This window comes from Mesorhizobium sp. M1295 (genome assembly GCF_040318135.1).
Classification (GTDB): Bacteria; Pseudomonadota; Alphaproteobacteria; order Rhizobiales; family Rhizobiaceae; genus Mesorhizobium.
Genome location: NZ_JAMYLU010000013.1, coordinates 18,541 through 43,364, shown reverse-complemented (window position 1 = coordinate 43,364; position 24,824 = coordinate 18,541). Strand labels below are relative to the sequence as shown.

21 protein-coding genes and 1 pseudogene are annotated in these 24,824 nt (G+C 58.5%); 7 read left to right on the top strand and 15 right to left on the bottom strand.

All coding sequences use genetic code 11. The features are described from left to right. Positions 1-473: 473 nt before the first annotated feature. The gene (locus NKH29_RS18685; RefSeq protein ID WP_353000279.1) at positions 474-1,889 is read right to left on the bottom strand and encodes a mannose-1-phosphate guanylyltransferase/mannose-6-phosphate isomerase; all 1,416 of its coding nucleotides are present in this window, start codon (positions 1,887-1,889) and stop codon (positions 474-476) included. Positions 1,890-2,259: 370 nt separating this feature from the next. Further along, positions 2,260-3,249, bottom strand: a complete 990-nt coding sequence (locus NKH29_RS18680) for a nodulation protein NodZ (protein WP_353000277.1) — start codon at positions 3,247-3,249, stop codon at positions 2,260-2,262. Between the two features lie 797 nt (positions 3,250-4,046). Here NKH29_RS18680 and NKH29_RS18675 point away from each other — a divergent pair. The 3 genes and pseudogenes from NKH29_RS18675 to NKH29_RS32655 all read left to right on the top strand — a co-directional run. Then, positions 4,047-4,694 (top strand): hypothetical protein, encoded by a 648-nt coding sequence (locus NKH29_RS18675; RefSeq protein WP_353000276.1) that lies wholly within the window; start codon positions 4,047-4,049, stop codon positions 4,692-4,694. A gap of 399 nt (positions 4,695-5,093) precedes the next feature. Further along, positions 5,094-6,164, top strand: a complete 1,071-nt coding sequence (gene gmd, locus NKH29_RS18670) for a GDP-mannose 4,6-dehydratase (RefSeq protein WP_352622551.1) — start codon at positions 5,094-5,096, stop codon at positions 6,162-6,164. Continuing rightward, positions 6,164-6,273: pseudogene (locus NKH29_RS32655) on the top strand (GDP-L-fucose synthase); the annotation flags it as partial. The gene gmd and the pseudogene NKH29_RS32655, both read left to right, overlap by 1 nt. Before the next feature lie 576 nt (positions 6,274-6,849). Here NKH29_RS32655 and NKH29_RS18665 read toward each other — a convergent pair. Continuing rightward, a complete protein-coding gene (locus NKH29_RS18665; protein ID WP_352895867.1) occupies positions 6,850-7,926 on the bottom strand; it encodes a type I restriction enzyme HsdR N-terminal domain-containing protein in 1,077 nt (358 codons plus the stop codon). Positions 7,927-8,607: 681 nt separating this feature from the next. Next, complete coding sequence (locus NKH29_RS18660; RefSeq protein WP_353000274.1) at positions 8,608-9,207, bottom strand: thermonuclease family protein; 600 nt, start codon at positions 9,205-9,207, stop codon at positions 8,608-8,610. A gap of 813 nt (positions 9,208-10,020) precedes the next feature. On the opposite strand from NKH29_RS18660, the gene NKH29_RS18655 reads away from it, so the two are divergent. The 4 genes from NKH29_RS18655 (at position 10,021) to NKH29_RS18640 (ending at position 14,390) form a co-directional block, all read left to right on the top strand. After that, the gene (locus NKH29_RS18655) at positions 10,021-11,358 is read left to right on the top strand and encodes a hypothetical protein (RefSeq protein ID WP_353000272.1); all 1,338 of its coding nucleotides are present in this window, start codon (positions 10,021-10,023) and stop codon (positions 11,356-11,358) included. Between the two features lie 172 nt (positions 11,359-11,530). After that, entirely contained in the window at positions 11,531-12,166 is a 636-nt protein-coding gene (locus NKH29_RS18650; protein ID WP_352704225.1) for a hypothetical protein, read from the top strand. Beyond that, entirely contained in the window at positions 12,166-13,350 is a 1,185-nt protein-coding gene (locus NKH29_RS18645) for a hypothetical protein (RefSeq protein WP_352895877.1), read from the top strand. Before NKH29_RS18650 ends, NKH29_RS18645 begins: the two co-directional genes overlap by 1 nt. Before the next feature lie 74 nt (positions 13,351-13,424). Further along, positions 13,425-14,390 (top strand): hypothetical protein, encoded by a 966-nt coding sequence (locus NKH29_RS18640; protein WP_353000270.1) that lies wholly within the window; start codon positions 13,425-13,427, stop codon positions 14,388-14,390. A 563-nt stretch (positions 14,391-14,953) separates the two neighbouring features. On the opposite strand, the gene NKH29_RS18635 is transcribed toward NKH29_RS18640, so the two are convergent. The 11 genes from NKH29_RS18635 to NKH29_RS18585 are packed head-to-tail and all read right to left on the bottom strand — an operon-like array spanning position 14,954 to position 24,714. Then, positions 14,954-15,229, bottom strand: a complete 276-nt coding sequence (locus NKH29_RS18635) for a DUF2274 domain-containing protein (RefSeq protein WP_353000268.1) — start codon at positions 15,227-15,229, stop codon at positions 14,954-14,956. Between the two features lie 11 nt (positions 15,230-15,240). Further along, positions 15,241-16,458 (bottom strand): TraB/TrbI/VirB10 family type IV secretion system protein, encoded by a 1,218-nt coding sequence (locus NKH29_RS18630; RefSeq protein WP_353000266.1) that lies wholly within the window; start codon positions 16,456-16,458, stop codon positions 15,241-15,243. Positions 16,459-16,468: 10 nt separating this feature from the next. Beyond that, positions 16,469-17,497, bottom strand: coding sequence for a P-type conjugative transfer protein TrbG (gene trbG / locus NKH29_RS18625; RefSeq protein WP_353000264.1), 1,029 nt, complete (start codon positions 17,495-17,497; stop codon positions 16,469-16,471). Further along, entirely contained in the window at positions 17,487-18,218 is a 732-nt protein-coding gene (gene trbF, locus NKH29_RS18620) for a conjugal transfer protein TrbF (protein WP_353000262.1), read from the bottom strand. The genes trbG and trbF overlap by 11 nt, the downstream gene beginning before the upstream one ends. Beyond that, entirely contained in the window at positions 18,219-19,541 is a 1,323-nt protein-coding gene (trbL, locus tag NKH29_RS18615; RefSeq protein ID WP_353000260.1) for a P-type conjugative transfer protein TrbL, read from the bottom strand. Between the two features lie 36 nt (positions 19,542-19,577). Beyond that, on the bottom strand, positions 19,578-20,303 hold the full coding sequence (trbJ, locus tag NKH29_RS18610) for a P-type conjugative transfer protein TrbJ (protein ID WP_352594742.1): 726 nt from the start codon (positions 20,301-20,303) through the stop codon (positions 19,578-19,580). Next, a complete protein-coding gene (gene trbE / locus NKH29_RS18605) occupies positions 20,300-22,750 on the bottom strand; it encodes a conjugal transfer protein TrbE (protein WP_352610162.1) in 2,451 nt (816 codons plus the stop codon). Before trbE ends, trbJ begins: the two co-directional genes overlap by 4 nt. Continuing rightward, a complete protein-coding gene (locus tag NKH29_RS18600; RefSeq protein ID WP_352571685.1) occupies positions 22,744-23,016 on the bottom strand; it encodes a VirB3 family type IV secretion system protein in 273 nt (90 codons plus the stop codon). Before NKH29_RS18600 ends, trbE begins: the two co-directional genes overlap by 7 nt. Then, on the bottom strand, positions 23,016-23,324 hold the full coding sequence (locus NKH29_RS18595; RefSeq protein WP_352547795.1) for a TrbC/VirB2 family type IV secretion system protein: 309 nt from the start codon (positions 23,322-23,324) through the stop codon (positions 23,016-23,018). Before NKH29_RS18595 ends, NKH29_RS18600 begins: the two co-directional genes overlap by 1 nt. A gap of 11 nt (positions 23,325-23,335) precedes the next feature. Further along, positions 23,336-24,304: a P-type conjugative transfer ATPase TrbB gene (gene trbB, locus NKH29_RS18590; protein ID WP_352467841.1), complete on the bottom strand. Its 969-nt coding sequence runs from the start codon at positions 24,302-24,304 to the stop codon at positions 23,336-23,338. Then, the gene (locus NKH29_RS18585) at positions 24,301-24,714 is read right to left on the bottom strand and encodes a CopG family transcriptional regulator (RefSeq protein ID WP_352547797.1); all 414 of its coding nucleotides are present in this window, start codon (positions 24,712-24,714) and stop codon (positions 24,301-24,303) included. The genes trbB and NKH29_RS18585 overlap by 4 nt, the downstream gene beginning before the upstream one ends. Positions 24,715-24,824: the final 110 nt, after the last annotated feature.

The following is a 24,824-nucleotide window of genomic DNA, read 5'->3' as shown; positions in this document are numbered from 1 at the left end:
GTATTCTCGATCATACGCTCAGCCATCCTATTCGCACCTCGTTGCCGCCGTTCGCCGCACCTGTCGATCGGAGGCCTTCCAGCCTCGCGATAGCCGCGCTATGTGCCCTCCCCCTGTCCTTGCTCGTTTTCATGCGAAAACAATCAAACTGAGTGCTGCGGGGATAGCGAGGTCGATTTGGCCCACTTCAGAGCGAAGTCGGCCATAAGCCATTGATATAATTTTGGTGGGCCCTGAGGGTGCTTGGAAAGTCAGAAATATCAAAGGCTATTCGACAGTGGGACTGTGTTGCGTTACTATGCTCTCCGGTTTTTTCCGGTTGATTTGTCCCACCCTGATGCCGATTGCGGTCATTCGCCGCTGCCTTGGTCAATTCCCGATTCCACAAGCATCCGGTCCTGAGTGGGCAGACGGCCTTCCTAGTGGTAATTAGTCAGCGACACGTTGACGTTCTCGTCATGCGCGGGTGAAATCTACGTCCGACCATAAACGTCGTCGAAGCGCACGATATCATCCTCGCCGAGATAGTCGCCGCTCTGCACTTCAATGATCACAAGGTCGATTCTGCCAGGGTTTTCCAGCCGATGCGTATGGCCGCAAGGGATGTAGGTTGACTCGTTGGTCGCCAGGAACAGCTCCCGGTCGCCGTTGACTATTTTCGCAGACCCGCTGACCACCACCCAGTGCTCGGAGCGATGGTAGTGCATTTGCAGGCTCAAACGTCTACCGGGCTTCACCTCGATGCGTTTGATCTTGAAGCGCTCGCCTTCCTCTAGAACCGTATAGGTACCCCACGGCCGGTGTACGGTGCTAGGGACCAGATGAGCTTCATGTCCGGAAGCCTTGAGGCCCTCGAACAGCTTCTTGACGTCCTGAACGCGGTCGCGGGATGCGACAAGCAAAGCGTCCGGGGAATCGACGATCACCAGATCGCTGACACCGACCGTGCCGATGACGCGCTTGTCGGAGCTCACATAGCTGCCGGTCGTGTCGACCATATGCACATCGCCGCGTATCCTGTTCCCGCTTTCGTCGGGGGCGATCAAATCGGCCATTGCGTTCCAGGATCCGATGTCGTTCCAATCCATGTCGCAGGCAACCACGGCAAGTTTGTTCGTCTTCTCCATGACAGCGTGGTCGAGCGAGATTCGCGGGGCGGAGCCGAAATGCTCAGGCGCGAGTTCGATTTTGGCAAAGCCTTCGCCTTGACTGAAGCGGCCGTTCTCGTAGCTGTCGGAGACGGCCTGGATCACCGCGGGGCAATGCGATGCCATCTCGTCGAGCATGGTTTGTGCGCTAAAGCAGAAAATGCCGGCATTCCAGAAGAAGCGCTTGGACGCGACATAGGCTTTGGCTGTGTCCAGATCCGGTTTTTCAACGAAACGGACGACTTTCTCACCATCCGCTTCGATATAGCCGAATGCCGTGTCCGGTCTGGTTGGGGTGATGCCCAATGTGGCGATCCGCCCGAGCTTCGCATGTTCGATGGCCCGGCCCATGACGTCTAAAAATGCAGGCAGGTTTCCAACCATGTGATCGGCCGGGAAGACGCACAGAATTGCGTCAGTGCCTTGCGTTGCCCGGGCATGGATGGCGGCTGCCGCCACGGCGGCGGCCGTATCGCGGCCTTCAGGCTCGAGCAGAAAGGTGCGCGGCAGGACCACGGAATCCAGTTCGTCAAAGTCGTCCTTCGTAACGAAGAGGTGTTCGCCGGATATCACACCGACGAGTTCCACTACGCCCTCTATCGAAGCGGCGCGCAGCACAGTGTGCTGAATGAGAGAATGTCCATCGGCTACTTTGAGGAAAGGTTTGGGGTGCGATTGCCTCGAAGCGGGCCATAGCCGCGATCCGGCTCCACCGCTGATAATGACGGGAACCACTTTCATTAAACAACCTCGATTTCGTCTCTGGACGTCATTGCCCGCGCCCTTAGCGTCAGCGTCACGACCGCCGTCGCTCTGGGATGGTCTTGCGGCGCTCCGAGTAACAGCGAAGTTCTGGCGCGTTGCCGAACGGCCGCAGATAAATGATCTCGTAATTCTGTATTCGTGCCCTAAGGCCGTCGGTTTCATCGACGTCGGCAACAGTCCCGAATGGAGCCAAGAACTGCTGCAGTGTGTCCCGATCCTCGAGCCTGCGGATCAAGCTGAGCAGCTGCGGGACATTTAGCGTATGCCATGGCCCGCCTCTCGTGGATTGCGGTCGATGTCTCTATGCCTGTTCGTTGCATCTGCCGAATTGCCCAGGTAGCGGGTGTTAATCAAGATGAGAGATCCTTTGCCTGCCTTCTATCAAAATCAAACGACTTGGGTCCTTCAGATCGAACTCAATTACCCGCGGTACGAAAAGGCGTGCATATCGTGTAAAGGCGCTCGTCGGAGGAAACCGAATTACGGTGTCGCAGCGCCCGAGAAGATACATCTCAACGAGGGCGGAAATTCCGCCGTCAATCCCGAGTGCTGCAGTGTGCAAGGGGCCATCTTGATCGGATCGGAAACGCTTGGGGACGGTGAGAAGATCGGGAAACCTGCCCGACAGGTGATCCAGGATCTGCGCGCTGTCCGTGCACAAGAACAGCCGCACAGGCTTGGGGTGCGGTAACGCTTTAGCCTTATCAACCGCAGTGCACACTTGTCGAACGGCGAACTCCGGATCGGCCCAGTAGGGCGCATGGTCCATGATGTCTTCACCGTTACCATGTCGAACATGAACCCCGATGATGCTGTGCCCCTCAAAACATTCTTGGTAAATGGCATCTATGCGTGTTTGAATTTCAGACCGAGGCTTGACACTCTGGAAGACCTGCCGCTCGGCATCCTCATCGCAGCGCCACATCAAACAAGCGTCACACACTACTGTGTTCGCTTCGACATCGTGTTCGGCCTGAAAGAGCTCGCCCAACTCGTCGCGCTCTTGGAAAATCTGCTCATCTGGGCGGTAAAGGCAGTCGATCGCTGGCCTATTCCACCACTCCGGGAAGAATGGACCCGGGAAGGAAAAGTCGTTGATCCGGTCGTCGCAAATAGCCGGTACGCCAGCGATGTCATTGATCGGTTGGAAGAACACCGGAAAGGCATTTGTGAAGGGTTGGTCGAGATAGCAGGACCCGCGCCAGTCGACGGCTAGCGTTCGTCCCGACCGCTGAGCGTAGCGCCAAGCGGCCGCCAGCGACCACAGACAATCACCGAACCCCGTACGCCTCTGAGAGACGACGAACCGGCGCTTTACCAATCCACTGACCTGCATTTTCGGAAATCTCGTTTCAGAGACGAGGTTGCATCTGACTTGGGATCTCTTAATCGATACTAGTCGACCGTTACGCCGGGCGATTTGGTAGAGGCTGCGCCGTGGGGCAGAGAGCTCCCTCAGCACTGCCTATCCTTATCTCTGTGACGCTCGCAAATCTTGACGCCGGTACACTCGCTTCGGGTTTAAATTCAGCGTTCTCTAATGCGCCCGGCGACATGTGTAAAATTGATTGCGTGGATGTGGCCCATCCATGTGTTGGATACTAAGGCGTTCCTTGACGATGAGCCTCTGCTGACGTGGGGCCGCGCCTTGCTAAGCGAAACAGCCGGTCGAGGCAGTCCACAAAGTCCCTTTTTCAAGTCCAATTCTTAACTGCCTCAACCTAACATGGCATTTGCGGGGCGTTTCCTGAAGGACGGATGTGCAGGACCCGCCAGCCGTCGAATGTCAGGCGCAGGCCATCCACGTCATTTATGGCCATCATGGCGTCCGGTCCCATCGAAAGATGCGACACGGCGCCCTCTGACGCTTTCAAGTGCGCCAACATGGCGCAACTCCTGCCGGATAGCTTTCGATCCGGCTGGACTGAGCGACTGGCACGCGATGCTGTGCGACGACGGCCGAGAGAGGAATTTTGGCGTCTGCAACCATGTGGAGGATCGTTCCGACGGTTCTGCTGGTTCTGGGTGTCGGAGCCGACACCTGTGCGAACCCGCTTTCGTCCGTTTTCGAAAGGCCCTTGAGGTTCATGAGCCTGTTGTTCGCCGAGATCACCCGCCAGTTCAGCGATCCAGGTGAAGATCGGCACGCTTGTCGATGCGGCGATCATCGCCTCGGCCAGCGAAGACGATGAAGAGGGCCAGGGTCAAGCACAAGGGCCGACCAGCGTTTCATTGCTTCAAAGCCCATTTCGGTGCCTACGCCGATACGGCCCTTGTCGAGGAGATCGCCGTCACGGCGCCCACACCGAGGACGGCAACGCCGTTCCTGATGCTCTGCCCGACAATCCCGGCGAAGGGTTTGCCAACAGCGCCTACCGAGGCAATCATCTCGGCGACGCGGTGCGCGCCAAGGGTGGAAGGCCGCGCATCATCGCAACCGCTATGTGGGGGCGCGACGAGGCCGAAAGCTCGACGCCTGGAACCAACCGATCCACAGAATTTGTAGTCGGATCGAGAAGATCTTCGGTACCTGGAAACGAAGCCACGACCTTCGCCGGATGCGATGGCGAGGGCTGGCAAAGGCAGCCGTTCAAATCCGCCGCACTGCGAATCGCCTACAGTATGAAACACAGTTTGATGGTCGCTTCGTCCCCCATCGTTGAAGCCCAGCCACCCTTTTCCGGCTCGCCGCCCGAAATTCCTGGAGGTCAATACGTAATGCCCTACCCGCGCTTTTCGCCGCCGTCTCAGATGTGCGGTTCGCCCGAAGCCGCCCACTGACACGAACTTTGTCTTCGCGCGGAGCGAAACCTAGCACCCACGGTTGTGCCGCCGATGGTGCCGCGCTGCCCTGTCAAACAATCCATTTTATGGATGCACCTCATCCAAACAATCGATTTCACTGATCAAAACAATTTCCATTAGAAGACGCTGAAGCAGGCAAAGATTACCTGGTTAGCGCAAAGCAGCCCGCATGTGCGACTTAGGCAGGTTAGCGGCGAGACTCTGTTTTGCTATGCCTCGAAGCAGGAGCAGGTGTGCTCGCTGGCTGACACTGTCAATGACGAGCTCCGCACCGCATCTGTCGAAATCCTACCATAGGGTATGCGCCGGGCCGCAGTTTGCTGGCGGTGTGGCGAGCCAGATTCGAAACTTCAACTATAATAGAGCAGGAAGAAAATGGGCGAGAACAGGAAAGTTGCTCTGGTTACGGGCATAACGGGACAGGATGGTGCCTATCTTACCCGTCTTCTGCTGGAAAAAGGCTACATCGTTCATGGGATTAAGCGACGTTCCTCTTCCTTCAACACGGGTCGCATCGAAGACATCTACCAAGACCCGCACGATCCCGATCCGCGCCTAATTTTGCATTACGGTGACCTCACTGATGCGACCAATCTCATCCGAGTAGTTCAGGAATCCCAGCCAGACGAGATTTACAACTTGGCCGCTCAGAGCCATGTCCAGGTGTCGTTCGAAACGCCGGAATACACAGCAAACGCCGACGGTATCGGAACATTGCGACTTCTTGAGGCGATCCGCCTCCTCGGTCTGAAGGACAAGACCCGCTTCTATCAGGCCTCGACTTCAGAGCTCTACGGCCTCGTGCAATCCGTACCGCAGAACGAAACAACGCCCTTTTATCCGCGCAGCCCTTACGCCGCCGCCAAGCTCTACGCCTACTGGATAGTGGTCAACTATCGCGAGGGCTATGGTATCCACGCTTCCAACGGCATTCTCTTTAATCATGAAAGCCCACTGCGCGGCGAAACTTTTGTGACGCGCAAGATCACCCGCGCCGCCGCTGCTATCTACCTCGGCAAGCAGGACAAGCTTTATCTCGGCAATCTCGATGCTCAACGCGATTGGGGCCATGCGCGTGAGTACGTGCGTGGTATGTGGATGATGATGCAGCAGGATCAACCGGATGATTACGTGCTGGCGACGGGCAAGACGACCCCTGTCCGCCAATTCGTCGAATGGGTTTTCGAAGATGTCGGCGTCGAGCTCGAATGGCGTGGTGAGGGAGTCGACGAAAAGGGCTATGATGTCGAGACCGGCAGATGCCTGGTCCAAGTAGACCCTCGCTACTTCCGCCCCACGGAAGTCGATCTTCTCCTGGGCGACGCCACCAAGGCGAAGGAGAAGCTCGGCTGGGTGCATGAGACATCCGTGCGCGAGCTCGCCGCGGAAATGGTGCGGGAAGACCTCAAGGTCATGCAGACATCGGTAATAATGAAGGAAGCATAATGTACGATCTGAAGGGAAAAAGCCGTAGTGGGTCGCGGGCAACAAGGGTATGGTGGGTAGCGCTGTTGTACGCCGCCTCGCGTCTGAAGACTGCAAAGTTGTTGCCGCGGAAAGCGGTAGTTCCGTTACCGACCCATAACCAACCGGCAGTCTGTAGTTGATTGGTCCACAGCGGAACCTGCGGCGCGACAATGAAGCTGTGAGCGTTGCGTCAATTAAAATGAGAATGCTGGCGGGTTGGAACGCAGGCAGGGCGTAGCCCGACTGGAGTTGGACGGCCGGAGCACATCCACGAGCTGACGCCTGGGACCCGTTCTGGCTCTAGCCTCGTAACCGACCCGGGCGGCACGGCCAACCGCTCCCTGTCCGCCGGCGAGTCAGCTTAGGGGCGCTACTTGCTCGTTGGGACGAGACCAACGACCGCTTCCCACGTCGGCCGGACCTTCCATTGCCTCATCACGCAATCTGAAGTATGAACCCGCCAACCGACCGTGCGTCGTCAGTATCAGTGGGGGGCAAATTCGCCGGGAACAACTTTTATTCTGGAAACAACCGGCATGCTCATCTGCCGAAAGACGTCTGGCGGACTAAGCCCATTGAAAGTTGATAAGGCACATGGGCGCCACATCGCGCGGGATCAAGCTTCGAAGAAGGCGCGTAGCGCGGACTTCCGAACCGTTCAAAGTCATGAAGCAATCGAGGGCGCCGCGATTGCCCCGGAAAGATATTCCTTCGCGGTAGCTCGCAAGCGATCGGCGTGGTCATAGATTTCGTCGAGCGAGTCGATCTTAACCTTCTCTTCCTTCTCACAATCGAAAAGCCCAAGATATTTAACCGACCTGTTAAACCACAGCCGGGCCAAGGGCTTACGGTTGTTGTTGTCGACCAGGATCCCGCAATAGCTTTTCTGATCGCGCATGATCACCCTGGCTGGCTTTAAAAGGTCCCGGACGATTGCCCGCACAACCATGAAGCCCTCTCGCTCGTCCTCAGTGGTCACAACCTCTTCTTCGGCGCCAAGTCCGTCGGCGCCAATTTCTGAAACCTCAGTCTCGGCCAACGCTGTGGAAAGACGTGACTGAACGGATTCTCGAACGATCTCGCGAAAAGCCGCTTTGACCATGGGTGTGAATTGCTCCTTCACCTGGGCGGTGAACCGTCCTTGGTAAAGGCCGCCAGTCACCATCCGCACAAAATCCTCTGGTGGATTCTCCATCACGCTTCCAATTTCTTTCTTGATCGCCGATGTATATTTCAAGCGGTGAGCGGATTGCAGAATCCCATCCACATTGAAATCCGCTTTCGCGAATTTCTTCAACTCGGAGATCAATTGCCCCTGTAGGTCCGAAAGATCGAACGTGAGGAACGGTCTGTCATCGAGCTTGTTTGGTGCAACTAAGTCCGTATGAAAATGGAACGCGCGACCGTTCGTCAAAATGGCGAATTTTGCGTTAGTGACGGAAAAATACCTGTATAACTGCGCGAGATGTACTCGATCAAGAACTGTGGTTATCGGTTTGCATTCAACAAGAATCCTGATTTCCCCGTCAATTTTTATGGCGTAGTCAACTTTCTCGCCCTTCTTCCCCACTGCGTCGGCACAAAATTCAGGGATGACCTCGTCAGGATTGAAAACGTCGTAATCTAACGCTGAGAGAAAGGGCAGTACTATCGCTGTCTTTAAGGCCTCCTCTGTAAGCATTGCGCTCGAATGCGTCTTGATGCGATCAGCAAGAACGCGAAGTTTTTCTTCAACACTCATGAGCCCCTCCCCCAAATTGAGATAGGTAAGATCGTGCAAAAATTCCGTTTGCGCAAGTCAATGTAATCTGGCCTCTTAGAAAGAGGCGAATGCCACATCGCGCATACAAGGGCGCTCAACGATTTGCGATGGCCGGTTTGACGTGCACGGTCCCATATCGACATGCTGAGGAGGCTACCCGGCTCGTCAAGACGGAATGCCGTGCGACCAACCGATGTGTTCAAAATGGCTGTGAGGTCGAGCACGCAGCGCGGAACCCGGCGACGTATGCCCGAGCCCTACACGACTGACCCATCCGACTGGGTACAAAGCCTCTCAGGGGCTCTTAGGTCTTAATATTCTTGTGAAATGAGACGCTGTACTGTGGGCCTCAAGCTAAGCTTCATGTGAAAACCCGCGTGCGGGCCATTGTTTTCGTTTGATTGGACCCTTCGTTACCCTTAAACTTTGACGTATGAAGTACGTAAAACACAACATACGTCGGCCACCTGACCCTGCCGGTATCTTACAGCTCTGGATCAGGCTGTTGCAAAGGGAGCACTTGGGAAACCTGTTTCTTTCGATCTATTTCTTGAAATCCTTTGGGAATGTGGTTCGATCCACGAACAAGCGTATGTCGACCATCTGAAGGCCTCCGGTTTCTCCGGTCAGGGTCGGTCACAAGCTGACCATTGAGCACAATCAGCATAGTGACTCGCACGGAAGGCCATCGCTGTCGCGGTCCAGCTTCCCGCCCCAGGAGCAGTTGTTCAAATACCAATTTGCCTCGTCACATGAACTGATCTGAGGGCATGTTCGGCGGGGTTGGCAGGACCAACTTTGCGCAAGAGCATGCGGGCTGACCAGGCCTAGTGGTGGCTTGCTGGGCGAATGTTCGGCCTCCCGGTGGTTAGTGCGCCAGTCCCAAGGCGCTTGAAAAACTCCGATCCAGATGCCGCGCTTTGAAGCCTTTGCCGCAGCCTGTTGCGAGGCATAGGCTCCACTGCTGTATTTCGGCCAATCGAGCGCATGACCGTTCTCGACCAACCAGCCAGCAACGCTAACCGCGTCCACACGAGTACAGCTGCCAACGTAACGGCCATATCGATCCCAACTGACGAACTGGCAGCGGGTCGGCCTTGATTTCGAAAGAAACTCGCGGAGGGCCGCTGCTGCCTTTGCACCGCAGTGGTAGCGAAAGCCCTTTGCATCGTCGCATAGTTGGCTGCTTTCGGGAGCGTCAATGCCGTTGAGGCGAACGCGCTGCCCATGAATTTCAATCGTGTCGCCATCAATGACCAATGCGACTCCCTCGAGCGGGCCCGGGTCGTCCAGAGACCGAAGGATTTGGAGTTTTCCCAAATCGGAACGGCCCACATTGATATAGCCGACCGCCACGAGAGCCGCTAAACATGTCGCAATCCAAATGGACGCTCGGAGAGGTCCTAGCCGTCCAGATTCTGCGGATTGCCTGCCGACGCGAGTGATCTTCCCCATCACATCAACCGCCGGTTGGGCTCACGCCCCACATATTCCCTGGCTGGCGGCCAGCCAAAGTCCCGATGATCACGACCCCCTTCATTGCCTAAGCCCTCCCAAAGCGCAGATAACATCGCGCAATGTTAATGTGCGCGCAAGGGGAAGCAAATGAGGCCGTGAAATTGCCCGGATGGTAAAAAAATCGTGCGAGCTGGCGGTCTCGATTTTTGGTCTTTTACTTCGACATCGACAGGAAGTTCGCTGCGAAAACTACTCAGTGGCCGCCGTTTTTGCGTACGTGGTTGGCGGCCGATCGATATTTAAGTCGTCGTGGAAATCTGTAATATTAGCGATGTGACAGATTGCCTAGACAGGCTCCCTACGCCCGGGTAGCACCGTGAACTAATTCCATCCTCCGGAGAATGGCGGCGCCTCGTGAAATTGGCGCGCCTTGACGTTGCCACTCTTTTACTTTTACTCGGTATTCCAACGAAAAGCGGGTAACTAGGGGCGGGACGCATTTTGGTAAGCAGGGCATTATCGGGTCTGTTGGAAAGCGCGCGACGGCCGCCTCACGATAAAGTCGCCTCGATTGAGACTTTTCCTGATCTAGATGCAAACCGTATCGCAAGAGAGATGCGGCTCGAAGATCTCGGTCAAGAACGAGGCGAAAGGAACGAGCCACCTTCCATTTCCACGTCCCTTGACGACATTGAAGCCGCGATCATCGAACGCGTCGAAATGGAAAAAAAACAGTCTCACGGTGCGCTTGAAGACGAGCTTCGCACCTATTCCGAACGCCTCTCCTCACTGGATTTTGAGGGTAAGTTCGCCGCCATTCGCCATGCCGCTCCTGCATGCGTTGGCGAGTTCAAGGCCGAAGTTGCGAAAGGGCTGGATGACCTACACAGCCTACGAGACAATTTCCGAGAGGCTCACAACGAGCGTGACGAATTCCGCCGCACGCATAACCTGTCGCGTAGCGCACGGGTTCAGGGCCGCGCGAGCACGCTTTTTAAGATCGCTATCCTCGTCTGCATCTTTGTATTCGAGACCATTCTGAATGGACAGTTTTTGGCCGTCGGCAATGAAAGTGGCTTGTTAGGGGGTATTGCCCTAGCTTTCTCCTTCGCATTTGTGAATATCACTTGCGCCTTGATTCTTGCGCTATTTGGCGTGGTTCAACTCAATCACCGCTCTTTGCTTCGCAAACTCATAGGTTTCGTGAGCCTGGCATTCTACATCGCGGTCGCGCTAGGATTGAATCTTGCCCTGGCACACTACCGTGATGTGTCAGCAATATTGGCCGAGAACCCGGGTCGGCTCGTCATGGAGCGCATGCGGCACACACCCTTGCAATTGGACGATGTAAACTCGTGGGTGTTTTTGGTAATCGGCACATTATTCTCGCTCATCGCGTTTATCGATGGGCTGTTTTTGTCAGACCCTTATCCCGGCTTCGCTGCTACGCAGAAGCGGCTTGAGGAGCGCCGGGCAGCCTATTCCAGGGGGCGGCGGGCGCTTATCGACAGACTTAGCGACATTAGAGATGATTACCGCGATGAGATGGAGGAATTGAACCGTGACCTCTCCGTCCGGCGCGGAGAGCATGATGCGATCCTTACCAATCGCGCACGCTTCATCCAGCTATTTGCAGAACACCAAAATCAGTTGGAACGGACTGCAACCCTGCTCCTGTCTACCTACAGGGAGGCAAACAAGGCAGCACGTAGTACCAAGCCGCCCAAGCGCTTCTCTGCCCCATACAAGCTTCAACGAATACCGGTCGTTGCAAGCATGGCAGGCGAATGGAGAGGCGAAGAACTGCGTGATCGAATTCTTGCGACACAGGACGTGCTGACCGAGCAGGTCGGTGCCATTCACCGAGAATTCGAGAACGCCGTCGATCGCTACCGCCAGCTCGATGAACTCGTTCCGGAACAAAGGGCTTCAGATGTCGCGCCGTCAGCGTAGTAGGCGGCGCCCCGGTGACGCTTCCGAAATCGGAAAGATTATTACCGCCGCGGCGATTCTCCTGGTTTGTGTCGCGATTGCCGTTTTCCTGGGCTACTCGTATCTAAGTCGGCCAGCACGAGTAGCCCTTTCACAGGAATCGCTTTGTCCGGAAGATGGGCCACATTCCAAGATGATCGTGCTTCTCGATCGATCCGACAATCTTCCCGACATCACCAAAAGCGAAATAAAGACCTACCTTCTGGACATTGCTGACACGACCCCGAAATACGGCCTATTGGAGCTCCGTCTGCTTGACCCAAACATTGCGGGTGGCGCCGTTGTGTTTAGCAGGTGCAATCCTGGCGATGGCTCTGATCTGAGTGCTTTCGATTCCAATCCCAAACTAGCCAAAAACCATTGGAAGCAAGCTTTTCAGGACCCCCTCGAGGCCGCCCTTAAAAACCTGGCGGGGTCCCCGTCTGATACCTCACCCATCATGGAAACGATCCAGCGTATTGCCGTGGATCAATTTTCCGGCCGCAAAGCGGAGGAGATGCCGAAAAACCTCACGGTCATCTCCGATATGATCGAGCATGTGTCAGACTATTCACAGTACAGAGGCAACTTAGCGTTCGAGGAATTTGCGCGCACGCCTGCCTATCGGCGCTTGCGAACGGATCTTCATGGCGCAGCGGTGACGGTCAAATACCTGGTTCGTCTGAACACTAAGATCGACAGCGCGAAGCACATTCAGTTCTGGCGCGATTGGATTGCAGAAAGCCATGGCTCGCGGCTTGATGCCGACAAGCTTCAGGGAGCTGGATAATGGCGCGCGAAGCTGAAGAACGGGCCGGCGATGCCTGGTACACCGCAGGCATATTCTCCCTTTTTGTCCTTTTTGGTTGCGGCTTTATCATCGCTGCCAAACTGGACCGCTATTCGGCTCTCGTAGTCACCGCGACCCCGGTTGTCGTTATGCTGGTTTACGCAGTCGTGGTAAAAGCCATCCGGTTCTTGCGAATTCGCGACGATCAAGCCGGCGACAATCTTTACTACATGGGTTTTCTTTTCACGCTGACGAGCCTCGGCGTATCCCTCTATCAATTCTCGGCGGATGGTGCCGCAGAAGAGATCGTCCGCAATTTTGGCGTGGCAATCGGCTCAACCATCGCAGGCGTCGCGCTTCGAGTGATCTTCAATCAGATGCGTCGCGATCCTGTTGAAGTCGAACACGCGGCGCGTCTGGAGTTGTCCGAAGCTGCGCGCAAAGTCCGCCGCGAGTTGGACAAGACGGTGGTGGAACTCAGCCATTTTCGTCGCTCATCGCACCAGGCGATTTCGGAAGGGTTTGAAGAAGTCCGACGCGGCATGCAGGAAGTTTCCGGCCGAATTCTCGGCAACTTCGAAGATATGACGTCTCAGGCCCGTAAGCCCTTTGAAGCGGCTTCGGAAAGCTCGAGCATTGCATTGACGTCACTTGCCCGAACCATAACTGAAAGTCTGGAGACTGCGGCAAATCATCTTGCCGATGAGAACAAGAAGCTTGCCAGTGCTGCGACACGCATCGTCAGTCAATTCGAGGCGACGACCGATAAGCTGGCGGCGATGCAAACTCCGGACAACATCATCGAAATCAAAATCGAGCCGCTCGTTAGTTCATTGTCCAAGGCGGTCGAAGAATTTGGCGTTCTCGTTCGAAGCCACGCTGACGCCGGTTCCCAAGTTGTTGCCGAGAGCCGCTCCACAGCAATGGAAATTCGATCGAACAGCCATGCCATTCGTGAGCTTGCTACGGCCATCTCATCGTCGTTGACAACGATCCAAAGCAGCGTCCGTTCGATCGAAGTCCACGAAGAGCGCTTCCAGCCAATCACGGAGGCTATCAACTCAGCGAGCAAAAATCAGACCGAGGACCGGGCTCTTATTCACGTCATTGGCAGTCGACTGGAGGCCCTTTTCCGACTGCTAAGTCAACGCCAGCCGCCATTGACAACCGAGCCGAAAGAGTAGCACGAATGCAAGGTCGCGCGGCGATCGCAGATGACATGGCCGCGTACCGTCGGGGCGTTGTCCTCGGACTGACCATGGCAGAGATCATGCTCCTTTTGGTCTTCTGCCTGCTCATAGCGACCTCGGTTGTGTTTACACGCTACAAGGCCCAGAACCTCGACCTTCAAAGCAAGCTCACGGCACTCAACACGCAGGTGTCCGAGCTTGAGAATGAGCAAAAAACGCTTAGAGAGTTACTCGACCAGCTTCGTGCAAACAGTGGCCTCCCCGAGAAAATTGCCGACAACTGGGAGAATCTTTCAACGGATCTTAGGTTCGCCAAACAAATCGACCAGGCAGGCCTGCCTCGCGACGGGTTGCTAAAGCAAGCTGCCGAACTCAAGGAATTACTGCCCTCCCTTTCCTCTGGCGTAACAGCTGAGAAGATCTTTGCTTCCCTCCAAGAAGTCGAAACGCTGGAAAAAGCAAAAGCCTCCCAAAAGCTCAGCGCTGTCTCCATTGAGGAACTCATCCGCCTCGCCAAGGCCGCTCAGGATCGTGAACAATCAAGCACTGGCGAGCACGATTGGCCGCCTATTATCCCCTTGAGCGAAGCGGACGGTTACAGCTTTGCTGTGGGCAAAGCGGATCTGACGCCGGACTTTGAGCGACGCAAATTGGCACTTGTCGATCAAGTTGCAGACCTGATCTCACGATATAAAGTTGATGTGATCGAAGTCGTGGGGCACACGGACGAGCAGCCGATGGGTGCGAATCGTTCCAATCTTGATGACGACCTAATCGCTGCATTAACCGGAAAGGTTCCGATCGGCCTACTCACCCCGGCCGACAATGCTGGTCTCGGCATGGCCCGTGCCGTATCAGTCTCAAGCGTTCTCCTAGCCGATCCCCGCTTGAAGGGCATCAAGATTGTCCCATTCTCGGCCGGTCAGTTGGTGCTTCCCGGCGACAACCTTTCTAACGGCAGCGCAAAGGGTGACGTAAAAGAGCGGCGGCGCATCGAAATCCGCATGCGGCGTTCTGCACCGATTGGCCCATAGGTGAACGAGATTCGCAACGCCGCCTGCGCAATCGGTGCTGCGCGCTCGTCGAGCGGGCAAGTTTTCTTAATGCGACGCCGTTTCTCGCTTGAGCCTTATAGAAATGGCAGGCTTCCCTTTCCAACGTCCGGACGATTGCCGGAATGACCGTGCGGGATGACGCGAGGTCTACCCGACGTCTTTCGGGATGGTAGCGTAGCTTCGACCTGCTATGCCAACTGCGCCCAAATAAGCCGTGAGCAACCAGCTGGTCGCGTGGGAATGCGAGCTGAATGGCAGCTGCCCAGATTCGGTAATGCTGGTAATTACACTGGCACGGAGGGACGGTTCGATCTGTACTTCAATTGATGCGGTGAGAGCGTGGAGTATAACATGACGGCGTTAGCTGCAGTGGGATTGGCGGGCCGCGAGAGTTCATTCCTACTACTCGCGAGGAATGGGTTTCTTGGGTTGCGGATCGTGTCGCCGAAACCGACACGGTTTGTCGTAGGCAAGTTGCTTCAATGCAATCGCCTGTCTGACGGTGAGGTTTTGCGTAAAAGCGTCCCACTCAAACTCACTGGTCACTGTTGCTTACTCTGATACTGATTGATGTCGCGATTTCTCGGACTTGCCCGCATCCGGGAACCTTCCTTTCTGGCCTTGGCAAACGCTCGATCGCTCTCCAGGAACTCCGCCAGCATGAACGGGATCAGTTCCGCTACCGATTCGGACTCGCCATAGGTCTGACGATAAAGCGCCGCATAGTCCTTCAGTGCTTGGTTCAGGTCTGCACTTACGCTTATGGTGATCTTCGAAGGTGTCCGATCCGGAAGTTTGCCGAGTTTCAGATTGGTCATGATGACTCCAGTCAATTCCGGTACGGCCGTAGCACAAGATCCTTGTGCACGATGACGCGCAGTGGCCAACCAGGGCGGACGGTGATCGTGGGCTGAATATTGAGGTTCTTCTCGGTGATGCGCTGGCCAGCTTGACTGACGTTCTGCTGAGCGGATTCGCGGATTGCTTTGACCAGGTCGCTTTCGTCTTCCCCGAGGCTCAGCTCCGTGCCGACCCCCAGCAACGTGGCTAGCCCAACGCCTTTGATCAGGTGCCAGGTGTGGAAATCCACCTTGTCCTCAAGCCCGCCATAGCCGGCGGTGTCTGTTGCCGGCAGATTGTCGATTTCGATCGAAGAGCCGTCGGGCAGCAGTATCCGTTGCCAGACCAGCAGCGCGCGCCTTTGTCCAAAGGCAACAACGCTGTCATAGGTGCCAATCAGGCGAGAGCCTTGCGGAATGAGCAAGGTGCTGCCGGTGACTGTGTCGTGCACATTCTCGGTGACCTGTGCGACGACGAGGCCGGGCAAGTCGGAATTGATGCCAGTGATCAGGCTCGCTGCGATGACGCTGCCGGCCATCAGCTGATACGGCGAAGCCGGCGTCTGCAGTGCATGCAGATTGTAGATTCCACTTGTGTTCCGCTGGCTGACAAAATCGAGCTTGCGCTGTTGATTGTTTTGGTCGCCCTCGGCCGGTGCTACGGAAGCTGAATCGCGTGCGGCATCGGATTGTGGAGCCGTTGCCTCAAAGGGTGGACGCCCGCCCTGCCCGTTGCCGGCGGCATCCGCTTGCCGGGGTCGATTTTCGATCCGGAAGAAGACTTGCGATTCGCGCGCCTCGACCGCCTGCTGTGCAAGGCGCTGCTCCTCCGCCGAAACCTCCTGGCCCGGCGCGATGCCCAGCTGGCGTTGGTGCTCAAGGATGGGGCGGCCGAGGTCGCCGGGCAGCGGTGGTCCAAGCACCGGAGGCTTGGGCTTGATCCCGGAATAGTCCTTAGGCAGCCTTTCAAGTGCCTCCGCGGTTGGCTTCCGCTCAGTGTCGTAAAGCTCTTCGGCCTGCTCTTTGATGCGCAGCGCCGGTCCCTGCAGCGCCATCATGGTGACGCCTAGAACGGTGCCGGAACCAACAGCTGCAATGGCGACAATAATGCCGCGCTTGAAGCGCACAGCGCGGCGAGGCGAGGCCCGCAGCTGCAGCTGTTCAGGATCGAGTTTCGGTGGAGCATCGGAGCGTGAAGTATCCGTCATGGGCCGTCCCTCACCTGCTGGAACGCGAAAAGAGCAATATCCGCCGCGGCGCTTGCCTGCCGTCGGTCCTCGTGATGCGCACCACCTGCTGCTGCTTGGCGCCGAGGCGCAGTTCGGCCGCGGCGAAGAGGCGATCGACGATGTAATAGTTGCCCCGTATGCGGTAGTTGACGAGCTGGTTGTCCCCGTCAGCACCGACGATGAAGAGCGGCGGGGCCTCGCCCTGATCGATGCGGCGCGGGAACTCGATGTAGACCTTGCTGCCATCATCGAAGGCGCGCGTCGGCCTCCAGGGCGGCATGTCGCCGGTAATCGAATAGCGGAAGCGAATATTTTCGAGAGCCACATTCGACGCCACTGGCATAGCAGCCTCGGCCTCCGCATTGCGCCGGCGTAGCGCGATGATCTGGTCCTCGCTGTAGGTCCAGGAGATTGCCGCCATGGCGGTCTTATCCGTGCTTTGAAGCTGCAGGTGATAGCTTCGCCGGTCCGTGGTGATCACCAGATTGGTGGCAAGTCCTGGCGCGAAGGGCTTCACCAGCACATGGGTGCGCTGGTCATCGCCGGAGCCACTGACGGTGTCGCCAATTACCCAGCGCACTGTATCGCCGGCCGACACGGATTGGAGTTTCTCGCCTGACTGCAGAGCGATATCGCTGACGCGCTCCGGTGCGGCATAGAGCTGGTAGAGCGCGCCTTCGGCAAAAGGGTAAACCTGCACCGCATTCACATAGCCATATTTGGTGGGTTGCTGCGTCGCCGCCTTGTTGGCATCGGCGACACGTTCTTCAGGCGAGCGCTTGTCCTCAGCAGCCTTGCCCGGCTCGGGCTGCAACTGGCCGGGCAGCGGCAGCGGTTTCGGCACTTCCACGACCTTGACGGGCTTCTCCGGCGCCTTCTCGATTGCCGCCGGTTGGAACTTGGCAGCATCATAGGAAATCTGAGGTGGCGGCACCGGCTTCGAGGCACAGGCGGAGATGACCGCAGCCGACGTCGACAGGACCAGCGCAGTGCGGAGCGACGAGAGTCTATTTATCATTGGCGGACTCCTTTGGGGGAACGGAAGTCTGCGCGGCACTGTCGAGCTCGCGCGACCAGTCGATGGCATTGATGAAGACGCCGAGCGGGTTTTTGCGCAGCTGATCGGTATTGTTCGGCGGCCGGATCACAATGGTGAGGATCCCGGTCCAACGCGTTGTGCTGGCGAGGCTGCCGCGCTCAAAGACCTGCTCGGTCCATTTGACTTGAAAGGAGCTGTCGGACGCTCGAACCACGCTCGTCACCTGCACCGAGACGCTGCGCGTGCCGATCTTGCCGAACGGGTCATTGGCCTTAGCGTACTCATTGAGAAAGAGGGCTGCACGGTCGGTGGCGAAGTCGTAGGCCGAGAGCCAATTCTGCCGCACCAGCACCGCATCGGTGGAGACGGAGCGGACATTCTGGATGAAATGGCCGAGATGCCAGGCAATCTGGGCATCGTCGGGCTCGTAGGTTTGGATTGCCGGCGCGACAGCCCGTGTTTCACCGAAGCGGTCGACCTCGACAACATAAGGCACGACGCGGCCCTGCATCGACTGCCACAAGAGTCCACCAGAGAGCCCGATGGCCAGAGCGAGGCAGCCAAAGGCCATGAGGCGCCAGTTCCTTGCCTGCACGCGCGCAGTGCCGATGCGCTCGTCCCAAAGTTGGGCCGCCTTCTGGTATGGTGTGACGGGGTGGGGCGTCTTCCCGTAACGCTGAACAGGTCGCTTGAAGAGCATCTAGTCTTCCTTATCGTTGAGAGAGGGGTTGGCCCCGCTTCCACCCCGATCGCCATCGCGGACGGCCTGCGTGGCGGCGTGGCGATGGGCGCGCGCGGTCTGTTCGGAACGCAAGCGCCTCGCCCACGCCGGCGCGGCATTGGCACCTGACGCGGCAGGGTTTCCGGTCATTGATGCGGTCGGCGTGCCGCCCGTCGCGGTCCAGGCGGCATCGCGGCCGGCATCGGCGCTGCGCCGGAATGGTTCTGTTGCAGATCGCATTCCCCGCATCGCGGCGCCGCCAGCTGCGCCGGCAACGCCCTGCAGTCCAGCAGCTACGCCGGAGAGGCCGGACTCGGGCGATGTTGCATGCCCCATCTGCCAAGCTGTGGAAGCAGCCGATCCCATGGCCGTGCCGGCTCGAACGGCGGCGAGACCGCCGCCGGTTGCCATGCGCGCGCCGGCAAGCGCCGCACCTCCGGCAACGAGCGTTGATCCGGCGGCCGCCGCGGTGGTTCCGAGTGCGGCTCCCGCGCCAAGCTGCGGCGCGCCCGAGACAAGACCCGAGGCAATTCCCGGCCCGAAAATGCCGAGCCCAAGCAGCGCCAACGCGCCCAGTACCTGTGACATGGCCGCGGCCAAATCCGGCTCCTTGCCTTGCAGCGCGGAAGCGAACTCGCCGAAGAGCGTGGAGCCGATGCCGACGATGACAGCAAGCACCATCACCTTAATGCCCGACGAGATGACGTTGCCGAGCACGCGCTCGGCCAGAAACGCCGAGCGGTTCCAGAGCGCGAAGGGCACCAGAACAAAACCGGCCAATGTGGTGAGTTTGAACTCCAGGATAGTGATGAAGAGCTGAATTGAAAGAATGAAGAAGGCGATGAGGACCAGAAACCAGGCGAGAAGCAGCACGAAGATGGTCAGCGCGTTGCCAAAGATCTCGGGGAAGCCGACTAGCTGGCTCGCTTGATTGAGCAGCGGCCAGGCGCCCTCGAAGCCGGCCGCGGCAATGCGGCCTGGCCGCAGGAGACTGTCGGCGGACAGATTGCCGGCCGATGCGTTGATGCCGAGCCCGGCAAAGGAATGGTAGATGATGTCGGCGAGGTTCTTAAAATTGTTCAGGATGAAGGCGAAGGCGCCGACATAGAGCACTTTTCGGACAAGCCGGCCAAGAACATTGGGCTCGCCGCCGAACGCCCAGACCAGGCCTGCCAGCGTGATGTCGATGCCGATCAGGATGGTGGTGAGAAAGGCGACGTCGCCCGAAAGCAGACCGAACCCGCTATCAATATAGCGGGTAAAAGTCTCCATGAAGCGATCAATGACGCCGAGGTCGTTCATGTCGCCGCCTTCCTCGTTGTCTTGAAGAACTGCTGATCAGTTGCCGGGATAGGCCGTACCGGTGCCCAGGAAACGCTTCGTCGTCTCGCGGGCGGCTTCCTCGGACTGCGCCTTGCGGGCAGCATCTTCGGCTTCAGCCCGGAACTGGGTCGCGAGCAGCGTCTGGATCTGGATCTGCTGCTTGGTCGAAAGCGCGATCAGCTGATTGGTGGCCTGGCTTGCCTCAAGGGCACCTGCCGCGCCCTGACTGCGGTTGACGAGATCGGTAAGCAGGTCGCCGTCGGCCCGCACGTTCTCCACGATCTGCGACTGCGCGCTCATGGTTTGGCGGAACGCCTGCATGGCGTTTTGCCAGCGCTCGCGCGCGGCGCTCGCCACATCGCTGACCTTGATTGTGGCGTCGTAGCTTTCCGGATATTGCAAACGCCACTGGTTCTGAAGCTTGTCGAGATCGAAGCTCAGGCCGCTGGCCTGGGTCATCAGGCCGTCAATCCGTTGGAGCGAACCTGTGAGCTGGCCGACGGAAGAAAAATCCAGGCGCTGAAGGTTGCGCGCCATGTTCTGCAGCATCGTCGCCTGGTTCTGAAGCGACTGGATCTGGTTGTTTATCTGCTCCAGGGAACGTGCCGCTGTCAGCACGTTCTGCGCATAATTCGACGGATCGAACACGATTAGGGCGTGGGCCGGCTGGACGTAGTCGGCCATCGGTTTTGCGATTAGGGAAACGGTGATCAGGCTGGTGAGAAGGCGGCGCCGCATCATGACGATTGCTCCTTGTCTGGTTGAGGGAATTGCTGGAGAAGCTCGGCAGCCCAATCGAGGCCGCGCGCACTCAGGAACCGGGAGGCAAAGCTGTCCTGCCCGTGCTCTGACAGGACGCTGTCGATCAAAGCTTGCGTGGCCGGATCAGAGGCGCCGCAGAGCGCAAGAGCGATCGGGCCGAGCCCGAGCTCGAAGAGGCGGTTGCCGCGGCGCGACTGCACATAATACTGGCGCTTCGATGTGGCACGGGCGACCAATTCGATCTGCCGCTCGTTCAGACCAAATCGCTCATAAGCCACCCGCGCCTGCGGTTCCACGGCACGGTCATTGGGGAGAAAAATGCGCTGTGGGCAGCTCTCGATGATCGCCGGCGCGATGGAAGAGCCAGCGATGTCGGCAAGCGACTGCGTGGCAAAGATCACCGACACGTTCTTCTTTCGCAGCACCTTCAGCCATTCACGGATCCGGGCGGCAAAGAGAGGGTTGTCGAGATAGACCCACGCCTCGTCGAGCATCAGCAGCGTCGGCCGTCCGTCGAACCGCTCCTCGAGACGATGGAACAGATAGGTGAGCACCGGGAGCACAGCGCCTTGGCTGTGCATCAGCTCTTCGGTCTCGAAACACTGCACATCCGACAAAGCCAGCCGATCTTCATCGGCATCGAGCAGCCGGCCGAAGGGACCGTCGAGCGTGTAGGGCATCAACGCGGCCTTGAGCCCATTGGACTGAAGCAGAACCGACAGGCCCGTCAGCGTGCGTTCCTGCACCGGCGCAGTGGCAAGGCTGATGAGTGCCGACCAGATCGCCTCCTTTACCTCCGGCGTAACGCTGACATTCTCATGGGCAACGAGGCCGGCGATCCATTCCGCCGCCCAGCTGCGAGTAGCCTGGTCGCCGATATTGCTCAGTGGCTGGAAGGCAAGCGCACCATCCGCGCCCAGCGCGTGGTGTTCTCCGCCCATGGCCAGTGTTGCCGCACGAGCCGAATTGCCCTTGTCGAAGACATAGACCTGCGCCCCGGCATAGCGTCGAAACTGCAGAGCGACTAGCGCAAGCAGAACCGACTTGCCAGCACCGGTCGGCCCAACGACCAGCATGTGGCCGACATCGCCAACGTGGGTGGAAAGCCGAAACGGTGTCGACCCGTTGGTCTCTGCGAAGAGAAGCGGCGGGGATTCGGTCCCAGTCACGTTGGCGAGATGCTCGTTATCCACCGGACCGGCCCACGCCGACGACAGCGGCATGACATGGGCAAGATTCAGCGTGTGAACGAGCGGCTGGCGAACGTTAGCGTAGACATGACCGGGCAACGAGCCGAGCCACGCCTCGACCGCATTGATGCTTTCACGGATCGTGGTGAAGCCGAGCCCATTGACTATGCGCTCAACCGCTCGGAGCTTTTCCGCGGCGGCCTGTCGGTCCTGGTCCCATACCGTCACCGTTGTGGTGAGATAGCCGAAGCCGACGTGATCGCCGCCCAATGCCTGAAGGGCGGCATCCGCATCGAGCGCCTTGTTGTCGGCGTCACTATCGACGAGAGGGACGGGTTCGTTGGTCACGACCTCGCGCAGGATGGCTGCGACCGATTTGCGCTTGGCAAACCACTGACGGCGCAACCGGGTCAGTGTCTTTGTGGCTTCCGTCTTGTCGAGCGGGATGAAGCGCGTCATCCAGCGGTAGGCGAAATCCTGATGGTTGAGCGCGTCGAGGATCCCTGGCCGGGTGACGTTCGGGAAACCAAGGATGGTGAGGGTGCACAGATGCTGCTCACCCAGGATCGGCTCCAGGCCGCCGGTAAGCGGCGCGTCAACCAGAACACCGTCGAGATACATTGGCGTTTCCGGCATGGCGACCGGATGGCGGTAGGTCGAGATTGTGCCGTGCAGATAGGTTAGCGTCTCGGCATCATCGAGGGCGCGCACTTCCGGCATGAACCCGGACAGCAAATCGAGGACGCGGTCGGTCTCGTCGCGAAACCACGCCAGCTCCTGGCGCCAGTCTCTAGCCCCTCCCGAGTGATGCGAGTCGACCAGTGCGCTTTCCGCCCGCGCCTGGCCATCTGGCGCCGGCATGAAGACCAAGGTCAGATGATAGCGACTCTCGAAGTGCGCGACCTTGCCCTCGAAGGCCGCGCGCCTTTCCTCATCGACCAGCCATGAGGCAGCATCGGGAAAAGCCGAGCTCGGATAGCCCAGCGCTTCAACGCGCTCGGCCTCGAAAAACAACCCCCATCCGGAGCCCAACCTTCGTAGCGCATTGTTGGCTCGTGCGCAGATGCCGACCAACTCGGCTTCGGTCGCGCTTTCAAGGTCGGGGCCACGGAAACGGAAGGTTCGCTGGAAGCTACTGTCTTTATTGAGCACGATGCCGGGCGCCACCAAAGCGGCCCAGGGCAGATGGTCGGCAAGCCGATCGGCTTTGCCGCGATACTCCGAAAGGTTCAGCATGCAAGCCACCCCTTCAGGCGAAGATGACGGACAAGCACGCTGGCGAAGTCCGGATCGCGGCGAGCGGCAAAGACCGCGAGGGTGTGGCCGGCGATCCAGAGCGCCAGTCCGGCGATCCACTGCTGCAGGCCAAGGCCTATTGCCGCGGCCACCGTGCCGTTGAGGATCGCCACCGCTCGCGGCGCGCCGCCCAGCAGGATCGGCTCAGTCAATGCCCTGTGAACGGGGACTTCGAAACCCTCGACATGCTGCTCTCCGGTGGCCATCAGACGAGTGCCCCGCCGCCGAAGGAGAAGAAGGAGAGAAAGAAGCTCGATGCCGCGAAGGCGATCGACAGGCCGAAGACAATCTGGATCAGCCGGCGAAAACCGCCTGCCGTGTCACCGAAAGCAAGGGTCAGGCCGGTGGTGATGATGATGATCACCGCGACGATCTTGGCGACCGGTCCCTGCACCGACTCAAGGATCTGCTGCAGCGGCTGTTCCCAAGGCATGCCGGAGCCCGCTGCGTGGGCCGGGAGGGTGAGAAGAAACGCGAGCGCGGTGGACGAAAGGAAGCGAAGCTTCTTGAGCATGAGGTGACCTTTCAAAACTGCTGGAGTTGCGGAAGCGTGAGCGGGGTGACGGCGTAATCACCGCTGCTGTCGAGACCGGTGACCTCAGCGATCGCGTCAATGCGGCGCGAGGATCCGCGCCCAGCGATGAAGACGATCAGATCTACCGCATCAGCGATGAGGCGGCGGGGAACGGTGACGACGGCTTCCTGGGCGAGCTGCTCGATACGGTAGAGAGCGGAGCGCGCCGAATTGGCGTGAACCGTCGCGATGCCGCCGGGATGCCCGGTGTTCCATGCCTTCAGCATGTCCAGGGCTTCCGCGCCCCTGACTTCGCCCACGATGATGCGGTCGGGTCTGAGCCGCAGGGTCGAGCGCACGAGATCGGCGAGCGTGACCGACCCCCGCCTCGTCCTCAAGGCAACGCAATCCTTCGCCGCGCATTGCAGTTCGCGCGTGTCCTCGATCAGGATCACCCGCTCGTCGCAATCGGCGGCTTGTGCCAGCAGCGCATTGGCAAGTGTTGTCTTGCCCGACGACGTGCCGCCGGCGACCAGGATGTTGCGCCGCTCGCGGACCGCCTTCTTCAGCGCATCGGCCTGCAGCGGCAGCATGACCCGGTCGGCGACATAGTCGGCCAACGTGTAGAGTTTCGCCGCAGGCTTTCGGATGGCGAAGCATGGCCCCAGCACGACAGGCGGCAGCAGACCCTCGAAGCGCTCGCCCGATGGCAATTCGGCGCTGACAATCGGATTGTCAGCATGCGCCTCGGCGCGCACGTGGGAGGCGACCAGGCGGATGATGCGTTCGGCCTCAGAAGGATGCATGTGCACGCCGGTGTCGACCCGGCCTTCACCCAACCGGTCGAGCCGCAGCGCACCGTCGGGATTGACCATCACCTCAATGACGGTCGGATCGGCAAGGGCTTCGGTGATCGCCGGACCCATGGCGGTGCGCAGCATGACGCGGCGGCGATGGTCGGCTTCCGGATGAGAACTCATCCTTCCCCTCCCCTGCGATCGTCGGTGCCAAGTGACCGTTTCCCGGAAGCGATTTGGCGGCCGACCTGTTCGACGAATTTGTCGAAGCGCTCCTGGGCAATCGCTTGCGTGGCCCTGTCCGGCACCGGCGTGTGAGCATGAAGCGTGATCGAAAAGCGGATGAAGAGCGCCAGGCTCTCCAGGATCATCTCGACATCGCGCCTGACATGTCCGAGGTCGCGGGAAAGACGGTCGAGCCTCTTGCCGTAGCGCTGGTCGAGTTCATTCTCCCCACGCCGCTCGATAAAGGTCTCGACCGCGTGCGCCACAATGGCCGATTTGGTGGTCGATGGATTGCGGCTGAGGTTCTCCAGCTTCTGGCTCAACTCGGGTTCAAGCAAAAACTGGTGACGAATGCGGTGGGGCTTCATGCTGCTCGTTCCCTCTGACCGGCGCTGATGCACCGGCGACGGGAACGAGCATCGTCGAGATCCTCGAAATCGCTTACGGCCGTTATCTACGCTGAGATGCGCCCGCGTAT